General features: G+C 58.4%; 13 protein-coding genes. 5 read left to right on the top strand and 8 right to left on the bottom strand.

Features of this window, described 5'->3' with window-relative positions; genetic code table 11:
- Positions 1 to 55: 55 nt before the first annotated feature.
- The 3 genes from gloB (at position 56) to AC2FIS_RS05890 (ending at position 4,346) form a co-directional block, all read left to right on the top strand.
- Positions 56 to 823, top strand: coding sequence for a hydroxyacylglutathione hydrolase (gloB, locus tag AC2FIS_RS05880; RefSeq protein ID WP_496772329.1), 768 nt, complete (start codon positions 56 to 58; stop codon positions 821 to 823).
- A gap of 172 nt (positions 824 to 995) precedes the next feature.
- Complete coding sequence (gene clpA / locus AC2FIS_RS05885; protein WP_282151795.1) at positions 996 to 3,320, top strand: ATP-dependent Clp protease ATP-binding subunit ClpA; 2,325 nt, start codon at positions 996 to 998, stop codon at positions 3,318 to 3,320.
- A gap of 138 nt (positions 3,321 to 3,458) precedes the next feature.
- Positions 3,459 to 4,346, top strand: coding sequence for a YHYH protein (locus tag AC2FIS_RS05890; protein ID WP_496772330.1), 888 nt, complete (start codon positions 3,459 to 3,461; stop codon positions 4,344 to 4,346).
- A 25-nt stretch (positions 4,347 to 4,371) separates the two neighbouring features.
- Here the strand turns inward: AC2FIS_RS05890 and AC2FIS_RS05895 are convergent, their stop codons facing one another.
- The 3 genes from AC2FIS_RS05895 to AC2FIS_RS05905 form a co-directional block, all read right to left on the bottom strand.
- Complete coding sequence (locus AC2FIS_RS05895; RefSeq protein WP_496772332.1) at positions 4,372 to 6,072, bottom strand: peptidoglycan -binding protein; 1,701 nt, start codon at positions 6,070 to 6,072, stop codon at positions 4,372 to 4,374.
- A 3-nt stretch (positions 6,073 to 6,075) separates the two neighbouring features.
- Positions 6,076 to 7,254 (bottom strand): biopolymer transporter ExbB, encoded by a 1,179-nt coding sequence (locus tag AC2FIS_RS05900; RefSeq protein WP_496772333.1) that lies wholly within the window; start codon positions 7,252 to 7,254, stop codon positions 6,076 to 6,078.
- Between the two features lie 69 nt (positions 7,255 to 7,323).
- Complete coding sequence (locus tag AC2FIS_RS05905; protein WP_496772334.1) at positions 7,324 to 7,854, bottom strand: gamma-glutamylcyclotransferase; 531 nt, start codon at positions 7,852 to 7,854, stop codon at positions 7,324 to 7,326.
- 67 nt (positions 7,855 to 7,921) lie between these two features.
- Here AC2FIS_RS05905 and AC2FIS_RS05910 point away from each other — a divergent pair, with 67 nt between their 5' ends.
- The gene (locus AC2FIS_RS05910) at positions 7,922 to 8,923 is read left to right on the top strand and encodes a DUF2125 domain-containing protein (RefSeq protein ID WP_496772336.1); all 1,002 of its coding nucleotides are present in this window, start codon (positions 7,922 to 7,924) and stop codon (positions 8,921 to 8,923) included.
- On the opposite strand, the gene AC2FIS_RS05915 is transcribed toward AC2FIS_RS05910, so the two are convergent.
- The 4 genes from AC2FIS_RS05915 to AC2FIS_RS05930 all read right to left on the bottom strand — a co-directional run bounded on the left by AC2FIS_RS05915 (position 8,920) and on the right by AC2FIS_RS05930 (position 13,235).
- Positions 8,920 to 9,705 (bottom strand): extensin-like domain-containing protein, encoded by a 786-nt coding sequence (locus AC2FIS_RS05915; protein ID WP_496772338.1) that lies wholly within the window; start codon positions 9,703 to 9,705, stop codon positions 8,920 to 8,922. The genes AC2FIS_RS05910 and AC2FIS_RS05915 overlap by 4 nt on opposite strands.
- Positions 9,706 to 9,752: 47 nt before the next feature.
- Positions 9,753 to 10,673 carry a prephenate/arogenate dehydrogenase family protein gene (locus AC2FIS_RS05920; RefSeq protein ID WP_496696203.1) on the bottom strand — a complete coding sequence of 307 codons (921 nt, stop codon included), beginning with the start codon at positions 10,671 to 10,673 and terminating at the stop codon, positions 9,753 to 9,755.
- Positions 10,670 to 11,755, bottom strand: a complete 1,086-nt coding sequence (gene hisC, locus AC2FIS_RS05925; RefSeq protein ID WP_496772339.1) for a histidinol-phosphate transaminase — start codon at positions 11,753 to 11,755, stop codon at positions 10,670 to 10,672. The genes AC2FIS_RS05920 and hisC overlap by 4 nt, the downstream gene beginning before the upstream one ends.
- 64 nt (positions 11,756 to 11,819) lie before the next feature.
- Entirely contained in the window at positions 11,820 to 13,235 is a 1,416-nt protein-coding gene (locus tag AC2FIS_RS05930) for an aminotransferase class V-fold PLP-dependent enzyme (RefSeq protein WP_496772340.1), read from the bottom strand.
- 103 nt (positions 13,236 to 13,338) lie between these two features.
- Here AC2FIS_RS05930 and AC2FIS_RS05935 point away from each other — a divergent pair, with 103 nt between their 5' ends.
- A complete protein-coding gene (locus AC2FIS_RS05935; RefSeq protein WP_108859492.1) occupies positions 13,339 to 13,800 on the top strand; it encodes an Lrp/AsnC family transcriptional regulator in 462 nt (153 codons plus the stop codon).
- Between the two features lie 277 nt (positions 13,801 to 14,077).
- Here AC2FIS_RS05935 and rpsD read toward each other — a convergent pair whose 3' ends face one another.
- Positions 14,078 to 14,698: a 30S ribosomal protein S4 gene (gene rpsD, locus AC2FIS_RS05940; RefSeq protein WP_282151804.1), complete on the bottom strand. Its 621-nt coding sequence runs from the start codon at positions 14,696 to 14,698 to the stop codon at positions 14,078 to 14,080.
- Positions 14,699 to 14,803: the final 105 nt, after the last annotated feature.

The following is a 14,803-nucleotide window of genomic DNA, read 5'->3' on the forward strand; positions in this document are numbered from 1 at the left end:
CACCCGGTCAATCGGCTTAGCTGGGCGCAGTCTAGCAACGAAAGGGCAAAAGGCCATGCCTCTTGAGGTCGTTACCATCCCATGTCTCAGCGACAATTACGCATTTCTGGCGCATGACGCCGCAAGCGGCAATACCACACTGGTCGACGCGCCCGAAGCCGGACCCATTCTGGCCGAGTTGGACAGGCGCGGCTGGACATTGTCCCATGTTCTTCTAACCCATCACCATTGGGACCATGTGGATGGCCTGTCTGCCATTTTGGAAAGACATCCGGCCAAAGTTGTTGGCGCGGCCGCCGATGCGCACCGCCTGCCCCCACTGGATAAGCAGGTCAGCGACGGTGACACATTTGAATTCGGAAGCGAGCAGATTCGGGTGCTGGATGTGTCCGGACATACTGTTGGCCATGTCGCCTTTTACATGCCGAACAGCGCAGTTGTTTTCACCGCGGACAGCCTCATGGCATTGGGGTGTGGGCGCTTGTTCGAAGGCACGGCGCCACAGATGTGGGCCTCGCTCAGCAAGTTGGCCGCCCTTCCCGATGAGACAATCGTATGCTCCGGCCACGAATACACGCAATCAAACGCAAAATTCGCGTTAACCGTCGATCCAACCAATGCCGCACTGCAAAAACGCGCTGATGATATCAACCGCGCGCGCGCTGCCGGAGAACCCACGGTTCCTTCGACGATGGCGCTGGAAAAGGCCACAAACCCGTTCTTGCGGGCCGCTGAACCGGCGATTCAGGCGCATTTGGGAATGCAAAATTCGGACCCCGCAGAAGTTTTTGCTGAAATTCGGACTAGAAAAGACAGCTTCTAGTACCCAAATTGCCTTCCTCACGGCCACGGTCACGTGAAATGTGACTGTCAAGAGCAAGAAAACCCTTGAAGCCGGGCCACGATCAACCAAACTCTAATAGTATGAGGACATGGTTGGGATGGGGTTCCGGCCGAAGCCTGCCCCTTTCGACCCAAGACAGAGGAGCACCCGCGTGCCTTCATTCTCGAGCACATTAGAACAAGCCATCCACGCGGCCTTGGCGGCTGCGAATGAACGGCGTCACGAATTTGCCACGCTAGAGCATCTGCTTCTGGCGTTACTGGAAGAACCTGACGCCATCCGCGTCATGAAAGCCTGCAGCGTCGATCTGGAAGAACTGCGCAGCACTCTGGTCGAATTCATTGACGAAGACCTGTCCAATCTGGTCACGGATATCGACGGTTCCGAGGCCGTGCCAACCGCCGCTTTCCAGCGCGTCATACAACGCGCGGCGATCCACGTCCAAAGCTCGGGCCGGACCGAAGTGACAGGCGCAAACGTTCTGGTCGCCATCTTCGCCGAACGTGAAAGCAATGCGGCCTATTTCCTGCAAGAGCAGGACATGACGCGCTACGACGCGGTAAACTTCATTGCGCACGGCGTGGCCAAAGACCCTGCGTACGGCGAAAACCGCTCGGTTTCGGGTGCGGATCAGGTCGAGGAAGAGGCTCAGCCTGGCGTCACCGAAGGCGAACAGAAGGAAAGCGCGCTTGGGAAATACTGCATTGACCTGAACGCTAAATCGCGCGCAGGCGATGTCGACCCGCTGATCGGCCGTGCTGATGAGGTTGAGCGTTGTATTCAGGTCCTGTGCCGCCGCCGCAAGAACAACCCGCTGCTGGTGGGTGATCCGGGCGTGGGCAAGACTGCCATCGCCGAAGGCCTGGCACGCAAGATTGTTGGCGGCGAAGCGCCAGATGTGCTGTCGGAGACCACCATCTATTCTCTCGACATGGGCGCTCTGCTGGCTGGTACACGCTATCGCGGCGACTTCGAAGAACGCCTGAAGGCGGTTGTGACCGAGTTGGAGGACCACCCCGACGCGGTGCTGTTCATTGACGAGATCCACACCGTGATTGGTGCCGGTGCCACCTCGGGTGGCGCGATGGATGCGTCAAACCTGCTGAAACCTGCCCTGCAGGGCGGCAAGCTGCGCACCATGGGCTCGACCACATACAAGGAATTTCGTCAGCATTTTGAAAAAGACCGCGCGCTGAGCCGCCGGTTCCAGAAGATCGACGTGAGCGAGCCTTCGGTCGAAGACAGCGTGAAAATCCTGCGCGGTCTGAAGCCTTATTTCGAAGAGCATCATGAGATCAAATATACCGCCGATGCGATCAAGACCGCGGTGGAACTGTCGGCCCGCTACATCAACGACCGCAAACTGCCCGACAAGGCCATCGATGTAATCGATGAGGCCGGTGCGGCGCAGCATCTGGTGGCCGAAAGCAAACGGCGCAAGACCATCGGGGTCAAGGAAATCGAGGCGGTCGTCGCCAAGATCGCCCGCATTCCACCCAAGAACGTCACCAAAGACGATGCGGAGGTGCTGAAAGACCTCGAGGCCTCGTTGAAACGTGTTGTATTCGGCCAGGATCTCGCAATCGAGGCGCTGTCCAGTGCAATCAAACTGGCGCGTGCCGGTCTGCGTGAACCTGAAAAGCCCATCGGCAACTATCTGTTCGCCGGCCCGACCGGTGTGGGTAAGACCGAAGTTGCGAAACAGCTGGCGGATACGCTGGGTGTAGAACTGCTGCGCTTCGACATGTCTGAGTACATGGAGAAGCACGCCGTCAGCCGTCTGATCGGTGCGCCTCCGGGCTATGTTGGCTTTGATCAGGGCGGTCTGCTGACCGATGGCGTCGACCAGCATCCGCATTGCGTGCTGCTGCTGGATGAGATCGAAAAGGCCCATCCGGACGTGTTCAACATCCTGTTGCAGGTGATGGACCACGGTGAGCTGACCGATCACAACGGACGTACAGTGAACTTCCGCAACGTGGTGCTGATCATGACCTCTAACGCGGGTGCGCAGGAACAGGCCAAGGCTGCCATCGGCTTTGCACGTGATCGCCGCGAGGGCGAGGATACGGCCGCAATCGAACGTATGTTCACGCCCGAATTCCGCAACCGTCTTGATGCTGTGATCTCATTCGCGCCACTACCGAAAGAGGTCATCCTGCAGGTGGTCGAGAAGTTCGTTCTGCAGCTTGAGGCGCAATTGCTGGATCGCAATGTGACCATCGATCTGACCCCCAAAGCCGCCGCGTGGCTGGCGGAAAAAGGGTATGACGACAAGATGGGTGCACGTCCTCTGGGTCGTGTCATTCAGGAACACATCAAGAAACCACTGGCCGAGGAGTTGCTGTTCGGCAAACTGGCCAAGGGTGGATTGGTCCGCGTGTCTGTCAAGAAAGGCGATTTGAACCTCGATATCCTTGGCCCCGATCAGCCACGAATTCCGGGCGACAAACCTCCGCTTTTGACCGCGGATTAAGACGCCGCATTCGCCTAACAAGTCTAATCGCCCGGTTGCTCAGCAGCCGGGCGATTTCGTTTCGGCCACAAACTTTTTCGACGGAACAGCCAAACCTGCGCGTTTCATTATCACTGATGAATTGCAAAGGGGATTTTGATGACCAAAACCGCCGCCGTTTGGAGCGTAGCATTCGCCCTTTCCGCCGTTGCCGCAATTGCAACCGCCCAGCACAGATTTCGATATCACGACGAGACAAAAACGCAGCCACTGCGCCTGCAGGCCGCAACGGTTGATCCGGGCAACAGCCACTCTGAAATCTCTGAGACCCGCAAAAGTATACGCGTCTCGGCCAACGGGATCCCCGATCACCTTGTCGGGCGCTTTCCGAACCAAGGCAATCCGCACAGCATTTCCGAGCAGCGCGTCAACTTGAAAGTACCGACGAACCCGAAATCCAATCGATCCACCACCCCGCTTGAAATGGGATGGAACTTTGGTGTGTCTCTGAACGGTGTCGTGTTCGACCCGCTGGCGGCAGAGTTCTGGCAGGGCAATCCCCGCTCAGGCTGGTCCTACAATGCGCTTGGGGGCGCGGTTACTTTGGGGTTCGACGAAAACTATGCCCATGTGCAACCCAATGGAAAATATCATTACCACGGCATCCCCACGGGCTTTATTGAGCTGCTGAACTATACACCCAGCCGACATTCACCGCTGATCGGATACGCGGCAGACGGCTTCCCGATTTACGCAATGACCGGCGTTTTGGATGGGAAAGTGACGCAAATGAAGTCGTCGTACAGATTGAAAAGCGGCAACCGGCCCGGAGGAAGCGCGCCCGACGGAAAACATGATGGCACGTTCAATGAGGACTACGCTTATGTAGCAGGCGCAGGAAATCTGGATGAATGTAACGGAGCCTTTACGGTTTCGCCTGAATATCCATCTGGAACGTATGCCTATTTCCTGACTGAAAGTTACCCGGTCATCCCGCGCTGCTTTGCGGGTAAGCCAGATAACAGCTTTCGGTTTGGTCGTCGCTGACCCGTACCCTTAACGAGTGTCTCGGTTACCTTTCGGTGAGTTTCAGCTCGATCCGGCGGTTTTGCGCCCGGGCCTCCGGGGTGTCTGCCGGGTTTACGGGCTGGAACTCACCAAAACCGTTTGCGGCCAACCGGCTCGGCGGGATGCCCAGCGCATCGACCATGTAGCGCACCACGGACAAGGCGCGGCCCTGACTAAGTTCCCAATTGTCGCGATAGCGCCCGGAACCGGCCAGCGGCACGTTATCAGTGTGACCATCGACGCGGATCACCCAGTTCAGACCTTCGGGAATTTCAGCCGCCACACTGCGCAGGATATTGGCCACTTTGGCGATGTCCTGCTGCCCGGCTGGTGACAGAACGGCCGAACCCGTGTCAAACAGGACCTCGGACGAGAATACAAAACGGTCGCCTTCGATCCGAACGCCCTCCTCATCCCCAAGCACGTCGCGCAATCTTCCAAAGAACTCTGACCGATAGCGCTGCAGGTCTTCTGCCTGCGCCGCCAGTTCCTGATTCTGACCGGACAGCACTTCGGCCTCGGCTTCAAGCCGGACACGCTCAGCCTCTTCCAGCAGACGCCGGCGGCGTTCCTCCGAAGCCGCGCGGGCCAAAGCTGCGTTCAGGTCCTGACCCAGGGTCTGAATTCGAATGTCCGAAGCGACGTTGCGTTCTTCATAGTCGTCCAACAACGCCTGCAACCCGCCAAGTTGTTGGCGCAGCGCCGCCATCTGTTGATTCAACAACGCCGTCTCTCGCTGCGCTTTTGCGGAGATCGTTTTCTCAGCCGAGATCGCTTCACGGGCCACAGCCAATAGGTTTGCACGCTCTTCAGCCAATGAGCGTTGCGATTGTGCCTCAGCCTGCGCCGCGGTCTGCGCAGCCAAGGCGGCTTGTAATTGCGCCTGCAACTCGTCCGCATCCAGCGCACCAAACTGGCGCTCAAGCTCGGCCCTGGCGGCTTGTGCTGCGGCAAGCAGGGTCAGTGTATCCTCAGCTTCTTTGCGCTGCGCTTCCAATGCCAGTGTCATTGCCGTCAACTCGGCATCTGCATCCTGCAGACGGTTGCGCAGGTTCTCGGCAGCGGCAGCCTCGGCCAGCTTGGCGGCCTCTTCCGCGCTGATCTGTTCCTCCAATTCACTAATCTGGGTGGATTGCGCCGCGTCGCTTTGTTCGAGATCCGCAACCAACGCCTCCAGCGCCTCGCGTTGGGCGGCTGCCAACCGGGCGGCTTCGGCCTGTTCGTCGATCTCGGACCGGCTTTGCGCCAGCGCGAGGTTCAGCGCCTCTTGGTCCTCCAGCAACTTGGCGCGCTGGGATTCCAGTGTTGCAATGGCACCGCGCGCCCGCTCCTGATCCGTCAGAAGTGCGGCGACCTGCGCCTCAAAATCCGTGATACGCGCCTGCGACAAGGCCAGGTCCACTTCCGCCCGCGCCAGCGTATCTTCGGTTTGCGACAGGGTCGTGTTCAATGCCCCAAGACGGGCCTCCAGGCGGTTATTCTCACGCTCTTCCAAACCCAACGCCCCGACCAGCGCTGCAACTTCATCCGACAGGGCGGTCAGTTCGTCCTCTTGCCCGGAAATGGTTTCGCGCAACACGAACTGCACCACCATAAAGATGGTCAGAACGAAGGTCAGCACCATCAGCAACCCGGTGATCGCGTCAACAAAACCCGGCCAAACCGAGCCCTGAAAACGCTGACCTGTGCGACGGGACAGAGCCATGGATTACTGTCCTTCCGGAGTGGTGCGCACCGCGCCTCGGGGCAATGTCAGGGCTTTGACCAGCAATTCGATATCCTTGCGCAGTTCGCTCATGCTTTCCTGACGACCGGCCGAGATTTCTTCGAGGATGCGCAATAACTGGACGTCCATCGACCGCAGACGCATCCGGCTTTCGGCATCAATTCCATCCCCCATGCCCTGATCACGCATGTGATCCAGCAGGGCGTCCTGCCCAAGGGCCACACGTTCCAATGCGGCTGTCACCCCTTCGGATTCAGACTGTCGCACGTTCATCTCACCAATCGCATCAACCAATTGGCCCAATTTGACCGACACGGATGCACGATCAGCCTCTTGCCCCGAAAACAGGTCCTGCAGCGCATCCATCTGTTCGGACATAGCATCCAGAACTGGTGTCAGAACCGCAATCTCGGCCCCACCTTCCTCAGCGGCGGCAAAGCCAACACGAGTGATTGAGGACAACCATTCCTCAAGCTCGCGGTAGAACCGGTTCTGACCGTGACCCGTGAACAGTTCCAGCAGTCCGACGATCAAAGACCCAGCAAGGCCCAAAAGGGACGACCCGAATGCCACGCCCATTCCTTGTAGCTGGGCCTCAAGCCCCACCATCAGGCGATTGAACACGGCCAGCCCTTCTTCGCCCTCTTGCGGGTTCAGGCTGCGGATCGTGTCGACAATGGCTGGGACGGTGGTCGCCAGTCCAAAGAACGTGCCCAAAAGGCCCAGATAAATCAGAACATTGGTAATATAGCGTGTGATCTCACGCTCTTCCTCGACGCGTTCCGCGACCGAATCCAGGATCGACCGGGTCGAGCTGGAACTGATCTGTGACCGTGCACCGCGTTCGCGAAGCAATGAGGCCAAAGGTGCCAGCAATTGCGGCGTGCGCGCGTCCTCGCGGACAACGCCGCCAACAAAAGCCTCGATCCAGCGAACCGAGCCAATCAGCTGTGTCACCTGAAAGAAACAGGCGAAAACGCCGATTATGAAAACCAGAATGATAAATCCGTTCAGGTACGGGTTGGCCTGAAACACCGGCAGCACATAAGGCAGCGCCATGAAGACGCCCAACCCCGCCAGGCCAATTGCGACCAACATCATCACAATCTGACGGATGGGATGCGAGAAATGGGGTCTCGCGCCCTGATGTGCCTGCGCCATGCGCGTGTTTCCCGGTTTTTGCCTGCTCTGGCTTGAATCTAGCCAAAATCCGCCGGTGACGCCAAGGGTTTATGCTGTGATGCTGCGCACCCGTTGCGCTAACCACTCAAGATCGGGATCGCGCAGGTCAATCTCGGCCAGATGTTCCGCAGTATTATACAGATATTCCGTATTCGGTCCGCGCCCGCCAATCGCATGTGCAATGATCTGCGCCTGCTCCTCTAACGGCATGCCACCACAGTATTGGACATGTTCTGCGTCGATCACATAGGTCACGGCAGTGATAACCTCGCCAGTGTTCAGATGCACATCAAGGTTTTTCTCGACATAGGCCGATGAGATCAGCTCGCGTTCGCGCAGCTCTTGAAGGGTCCGTTCTTCATGGCCCGCTTCGACCGCAAGCGCCAAGCCCGTGCAATTGGCGTCGGTCTGTTCGTCCAACGCCAGCACAAGGCCGGGATGGTCCTCGGTTCCGCGGTGGTGGATCGAACTCATGCAAAAGGACCGCGCATACCCATGCAGCGTGGCGTGTTCGCTTCGGGCCACCGGAAAGCCCGGATTCCACAGCAGCGATCCATATCCGAAAACCCACATCGTCATAGCTCTGGTCCTTGCCCGTTTCGGCCTATAAACATCAAATTCAACGCGGGAAAAAGGGCCAACTGCCATGCGCGGTCTAATACGAGTAGTCATTTTCTTAACGGTTATCTGGAGCGCCTATTGGTTCGTCGCCGGATTCGGATTGCGCAATGCAATCACCGCCTGGTTCGACAAACAGCAGGAACAAGGTTGGCAGGCCGACTTTTCCGATGTTTCAACAGCGGGGTATCCGTTGCGCCACGTTACGCGCCTGAACAGTCCGGCGCTGGCTGATCCAGTCAACGGCACCGCATGGAGCGCCGATTGGATCGAGTTCCAAAGCCCTGCAATCTGGCCTGGGCGTCAGGTGCTGCGCTTTGCTGACACCCCTCAGCGCCTGTCCTATTATGATCAGACGGCGACCATCAAAGCCAGCGATCTGCAGGCCGAGCTGCAACTACAGCCCGGTGTCGCGCTGGTGCTGGAGAAAATGGCGCTGACTGCTGGTTCATGGCTGATCACCGACGATGCCGAAGCCCTGGCCGGGGGTGATACGCTGACGCTTGTCATGGAACAGACGTCTATTCCAGTGACCTATGCCATCGGTGCCCGTATTGACGGGTTCACCCCGGGTGACGGCCTGCGAGAATTGATGCGGTCGGCCAACACATTGCCGCAGGCGTTTGAGACGTTCGAACTGGACATGACCGCCACGTTCAACAAGCCGTGGGATCGCACGGCATTGGAACAGGGCAGACCGCAACCGGTAATGATTGACCTGAACCTCGCCGAGATGAAATGGGGCGCTTTGCGTCTGTTTGCGGCAGGCGAGCTTGATATCGATCACCAGGGCATCCCAACGGGCGAAATTGCGGTCAAAGCTGAAAACTGGCGCGACATGATTGCCATGGCCAACGCCGCAGGTGCCCTGCCCGATCAGGCGGTTGATCCGGTGACACGCGCGCTGAATTTCATGGCTGGGCTGGGCGGCAATCCAAATGCACTAGACCTGCAGCTTAACTTCCGCGACGGGTTCGTGGCGCTAGGACCTTTGCCGCTGGGGCCCGCCCCGCGCCTGATTTTGCGTTAACGGCAGTATGGCCCGCGACGGTGGCGGGCTGTATCCAGATGGAAATGATCCCGGTGATACCGGTCTGCGTTTGGCCCCAATACGGTGCCAAACGGCCCGCATGCATCGCGCCAGATCTTGACCAGTTGTTTTTGCGATGGGTTCTTGCGCCAGCCATTCAGGACCGTCACAACCTCTCCATCGGCCATCTTGAAAGCCGAGATATCAATTGCTCGGCCTTTGCCGTGCTCGGAAATACGAGCGCCTTTACGGTTGTTTCGCGTTCGACACGCATAATGAGCGGCGACCTGCAACTGGACCACCGGCCCGCGTCTCTTGAAGGTCGGCTTGACCGCTTTCTCAACCCATTTGTTCAGCGCAATTGCCGTTCCACAATCCATCGTGGAGGGACGGCTAAGCGTCACACCTGAGACCGAGGTGATCTGAACAGCGTCCTTGATCCCGCAAGCCTTGATCCTGCCCGATACCGTCCCGACAGGCTTACCCTGAATATCGATGTCGCCACACACCGATCCTTTGCGCAGTTTGCGCTTTTTGAACAGCGCCTCCTGCTCCAAGGCTTTGGGCCGCAGGTAAGGCATCAGCGACGTGTCCGGGCCAAGCAGAGGCAGCTCTGCAGGTCGTGCCGCGGCTGCTAAAACCTGCGGTGAATCCGGCCGCAATTCTGGTCGTATGGTGGCCGGAGGCAGCTGAGGCACTGCGCTGCTAAGGACCGCAAGTGTAGCCTGAGGTCGCGATATCGGTATTAACGAACGTTCCAGCGAACCAGCCTGAGTTGACATTGCGCAAAGCGCTGCAAATCCGGTCAGAATGGTTCTCAAGCCCTGCGTCATGGGTTCGTTTTTCCCCGTCCGAAATCAGGCGCATCCGTATCCTGGCCAGCATCAATGATGCCGCGGCGGATGGCGCGCGTACGGGTGAAATAGTCGAAAAGCTGCTCGCCGTCACCCGTTCTGATCGCGCGCTGCAGTGCAAACAGTTCTTCGGTGAACCGGCCAAGGATCTCCAGCGTCGCATCCTTGTTGGTCAGGAACACGTCCCGCCACATGGTCGGGTCAGAGGCCGCGATGCGGGTGAAGTCTCGGAATCCTGCGGCGGAATACTTGATGACCTCGGTATCGGTGACCCGGCGCAGATCATCCGCAACGCCCACCATCGTATAGGCGATTAGGTGCGGCGCGTGCGATGTGACGGCCAGAACCAGATCATGGTGATCCGCGTCCATCTCATCAACGTTTGACCCCATGCCTTCCCAAAGTGCCCGCAAACGGGCAATCGCATCCGGGTCCGAGCCTTCAACCGGGACCAAAAGACACCAGCGGTTGTCAAAGAGTTCTGCAAAACCCGATTCCGGGCCAGAATGCTCAGTTCCTGCCAGGGGGTGCGCGGGGATGAAATGCACACCATCCGGGATTACCGGCCCGACGGCCTGAATAACGTGACGCTTGACCGAGCCGACATCAGTCACCGTCGCCCCGGGTTTCAGGACAGGTGCAATATCTTTTGCCACAGCGCCCATCGCGCCAACAGGAACACAGAGAACGACCAGATCCGCGCCCTCGACCGCCTCTTGCGCAGTATCGCAGACGCGATCACACAAGCCGATGCGGCGGGCCGTGTCGCGGGTGGTCTCGGACCGGGCATAGCCAGTCACTTCGCCAGCAAGCCCGGCGCGTTTGATCGCCCAGAACATGGACGAGGCGATCAGGCCAAGCCCGATCAAGGCCACACGGTCGTAAACTTGGCTCATGCGACGCCCCCTTTGAACGCGGTGATGGCCGCAACAACGCGGCGACAGGCTTCTTCGTCGCCCACGGTGATCCGCAAAGCGTTTGGCAGGTTGTAGCCCGCCACACGGCGCACAATCAAACCTTGGGTCTTAAGATAGTCGTCACACGCCTCGGTCTCGGCCTGGTCGGCAAAGCGGGCGAGGATGAAATTGGTGCAGGACACATCCGAGGGCACGCCGATCTTGTCCAGTTCTTCCGACAACCACACCCGCAGGCGCGCATTTTCAGCCTGGCAGAAGGACAGGAATTCCGCGTCATTCACCGCTGCCTCTGCAGCAGCCAAAGCGGTCAGGGACAGGTTGAAGGGCTGGCGCACCCGGTTCAGTACGTCGGTAATCGATTGCGCGGCATAGCCCCAACCGACACGCATTCCGCCCAGACCGTACACCTTGGAAAAGGTCCGCGTCATGATCACGTTGTCAAACCGATCCACCAGCGATGCACCACCGTCGAACCCATCGACAAACTCGGCATAGGCCCCGTCGATCACCATCAGGCAGGTCTTGGGCAATGCCTCGGCCAGACGCAGCAATTCAGCCTCGGGGATCATGGTCGAGGTCGGGTTGCCCGGGTTGGTCACGAACACGATCCGGGTTTGGTCGTTCACGGCGGCCAGAATGCTGTCTACGTCCACATGGCGATTGCGCTCGGCCACCATCACCGGTGTCGCACCGGCCATGCGGGCGATGATCGGGTACATTGAAAACCCGTGCTCGGTATAGATGACCTCATCGCCCGGCCCGGTATAGGCCTGGGCAATGAATTGCAGCACTTCGTCACTGCCAACGCCGCAGATTAACCGCGCAGGGTCCAACCCGTGCCGTTCGCCAATCGCTGCGCGCAAGCTGGCGTGGTCGGTGCTGGGATAACGATGCAGCGTCACCGCACTATCGCGCACGGCCTCGATCGCCTTGGGGCTGGGACCAAACGGGTTTTCGTTGGAGCTGAGCTTGATCACGTGCTCCACCCCCGCCACATGCGACTGGCCGCCCTGATAGAGCGCGATGTCCATAATGCCGGGCTGCGGGGTGATCTTGTTCATAAGAGGCTCCGTTGTTGGAGCCTCTCATACCCGTCTCAACGCGTTGAGAAAAGCGGCAATTCCGTCACGCCGCTTTGAAGCGGGCGGTCGCCGGGTCGGCGTTGTAATAAGGGGCGAATTCCTCTGTCCTATGGGACAGATCATTAACGCTGTCGATGATGAACTGGACCGTCTCTTCGCTCATCAGATAAGAGAAGTTCAGCCGCACCCAACCGGGTTTCTTCATCTCTTCCCCCGCAGACAGGGCCGCATGCAATTCGGCGGACGTTTCGCGGTCGATATCCAACAGACGATGCGCATAAGGGCCGGCACAGGCGCACCCGCCGCGTGCCTGAATGCCGTAAATGTCGCTGAGCATCCGTGTAAACAGCTGCTGGTGCACCGGCTGGCCGGAGTTGTCCCGCACAAGGAAAGAGTAGATCGGCAGGCGATGTGGGTTGTCTGTGCCAAGCAGGGTCAGGTTTGGATTGTCGCCCCACCCTTTCATTGCCATTTCATTGTACCGGGCTTCACGCTTGGCGATCTCATCTGTACCGACAACGTCCTTGACGATGAAAGCCAACGCGGCGCGGATATCCCCAATCACATTGGGCGTGCCCGCTTCTTCCCGCGTGGCCAGATCATCGCTGTAGTCGTGCCGCCAAGGCGATACAAAGCTGACCGTGCCACCACCAGGCCAACTGGGACAGGTGCGGCGAACGGCGTTCTGGTTGACGATCAGCACGCCTGACGCGCCCGGTCCGCCCGGGAATTTATGAGGCGAGACGACGATGGCGTCCTTGCGCGCATCCTCTGGCCCCATGCCCATCGGTAGGTAGGGTCCGCCACCGGCATAGTCCCAGATCGACACGGCCCCATGTGCCTTAAGCAGCCGGGTGATCGGATCCGGGTCAGTGATGATGCCCGTCACGTTAGACGCCGCCGAGAAGGAACCGATGATCAGATCGGAGCCAGCATTATCCACCAATGCCTGCTCCAACGCACTCAGATCGACGCCGCCTTCGGGCGCTTCGGGAATTTCGATGACCTGCGCCTTGCTTTCCCGCCAAGGCAGGATGTTCGAATGATGCTCATACGGCCCGATCAAAACAACCGGCCGGTCAGCCCCTTCAACTCCCATCAAGCTGACCAGCCGGTTAAGACCCGCAGTGGCGCCAGACCCGGTGAAGATCACCGGGTCCTCTTCCCTTGCTCCAACAATACGGGCTATTTCCGCGCGCGCTTCGCGGCGCAGACGGGTCATGTAAGACCCGCAATAGGAGGCTTCGGTGTGGCTGTTGGCATAAAAAGGCAGCACCTCATGGGCGACAAAATCCTCTACCTGCTGCAGCGCACGACCCGAAGCGACGTAGTCCGCATAAACCAGCGGAACGTCCCCATTCAGACCGGGGATCAGAACATTCTCTCCGATCAGCCCATCGCGCAGGGTTGAATTGCGAGTGGTGGATTGGAGGTCTGCGCGAAATTTGGACAAGGTCATGATTGGTTCTCCGTATTGCACTATCAAATATGATTGAATGAGCATGCAGAAACTTCACCTTTCTTTTGGTAGATTTCTAAAATTTCGTGTCATATGCTTCGATATGGCGGAAAAACTAGATCAAATTGACAAGCGCATCCTTCGCGAACTTCAAACAGACGCAACACTGTCACAGCGTGAGTTGGCAGACCGAGTCGGATTGTCGCAAAATGCCTGTTGGCGGCGGCTGAAGGCGTTGAACGAAAATGGCGTCATTACCGGTTCGACCGCGCGGATCGCCCGCGAGAAATTGGGGCTGAGCCTTGTGGTCTTTGTTATGCTGCGCACTCGGCACCATTCGGCGGAATGGCTACAGGCCTTTCGAAGCCATGTCCTGACCATCCCCGAGGTGGTGGATTTTCACCGCATTGGTGGCGACTATGACTATCAGTTGAAAGTCGTCACACAAGATATGACGTCATATGACAAGGTGTATCAGCGATTGATCGACAAGGTCGAACTAGACAGTGTGACCTCGTACTTTGCGATGGAGGCCATCGCCGAAAGCAGGCCGCTGCCAATTTGACTCAGCGCCTTCGGCGGGCTTGATCAGTGATTTGGCTGCAAGGCTGTTCGTAGGTTGTTACGCGTTCAATTCGAAATGCAGCTTGTGCAAGCCGAGCGTGAATTCCAGCATTCCACCCAATGCGGGCGTTCTGCTGAGGAACTTCGGTTGATACTTTTTGAAAACCCGAGACGCAAATTTTGGACATGCCGTCAAACCCAATACGCGTCGTCACATGGCCAAACAAAAAAGGGCCGCGCAAACTGCGCGGCCCTGAAATTCTGGATGTCGGCGAAAATTAGTTCTTCGCGTAGAATTCGACGACCAGGTTCGGTTCCATGACGACCGGGTAAGGCACATCGCCCAGGCCTGGTGCGCGAACGAAGGTCGCGGTCATTTTCGAGTGGTCGGCGTCGATGTAGTCAGGCACGTCACGCTCGGCCAGAGCAGCGGCTTCCAGAACAACAGCCAGTTGCTTGGACTTGTCGCGTACTTCGATCACGTCGCCTTCTTTGACACGGTAGCTGGGGATGTTGACCCGCTGGCCGTTCACTTTGACGTGGCCGTGGTTCACGAACTGACGTGCAGCAAAGACGGTTGCAACGAACTTGGCGCGGTAGACAACAGCGTCCAGACGACGCTCCAGCAGACCGATCAGGTTTTCACCGGTGTCGCCGTTCACACGTACGGCTTCGGCGTAGATGCGGCGGAACTGCTTCTCGGTCAGGTCGCCATAGTAGCCTTTCAGCTTCTGCTTGGCGCGCAGCTGCAGACCGAAGTCCGACAGTTTGCCCTTGCGGCGCTGGCCGTGCTGGCCGGGGCCATATTCGCGACGGTTAACCGGGGATTTCGGGCGACCCCAGATGTTTTCACCCATCCGGCGGTCAATTTTGTACTTGGCAGACGTGCGTTTGGTCACGGCTGATCTCCTTCTTTAGGTCGAGGCCCGTACAGGCCACTATGAAGGGCGTTGTCCTCTTGAGGTTTCCCCCATGACAGGAATCCCCTTACGGGGCCCACCAAC

The organism is Ruegeria sp. CDSB113, from assembly GCF_059611045.1.

Excerpts from the sequence above, each read along its gene's own strand:
- gloB (WP_496772329.1), top strand. The coding sequence starts at position 56 with ATGCCTCTTGAGGTCGTTACCATCCCATGTCTCAGCGACAATTACGCA.
- AC2FIS_RS05890 (WP_496772330.1), top strand. The coding sequence starts at position 3,459 with ATGACCAAAACCGCCGCCGTTTGGAGCGTAGCATTCGCCCTTTCCGCC.
- AC2FIS_RS05895 (WP_496772332.1), bottom strand. The coding sequence starts at position 6,072 with ATGGCTCTGTCCCGTCGCACAGGTCAGCGTTTTCAGGGCTCGGTTTGG.
- AC2FIS_RS05900 (WP_496772333.1), bottom strand. The coding sequence starts at position 7,254 with ATGGCGCAGGCACATCAGGGCGCGAGACCCCATTTCTCGCATCCCATC.
- AC2FIS_RS05905 (WP_496772334.1), bottom strand. The coding sequence starts at position 7,854 with ATGACGATGTGGGTTTTCGGATATGGATCGCTGCTGTGGAATCCGGGC.
- AC2FIS_RS05910 (WP_496772336.1), top strand. The coding sequence starts at position 7,922 with ATGCGCGGTCTAATACGAGTAGTCATTTTCTTAACGGTTATCTGGAGC.
- AC2FIS_RS05915 (WP_496772338.1), bottom strand. The coding sequence starts at position 9,705 with ATGTCAACTCAGGCTGGTTCGCTGGAACGTTCGTTAATACCGATATCG.
- AC2FIS_RS05920 (WP_496696203.1), bottom strand. The coding sequence starts at position 10,673 with ATGAGCCAAGTTTACGACCGTGTGGCCTTGATCGGGCTTGGCCTGATC.
- hisC (WP_496772339.1), bottom strand. The coding sequence starts at position 11,755 with ATGAACAAGATCACCCCGCAGCCCGGCATTATGGACATCGCGCTCTAT.
- AC2FIS_RS05930 (WP_496772340.1), bottom strand. The coding sequence starts at position 13,235 with ATGACCTTGTCCAAATTTCGCGCAGACCTCCAATCCACCACTCGCAAT.
- AC2FIS_RS05935 (WP_108859492.1), top strand. The coding sequence starts at position 13,339 with ATGGCGGAAAAACTAGATCAAATTGACAAGCGCATCCTTCGCGAACTT.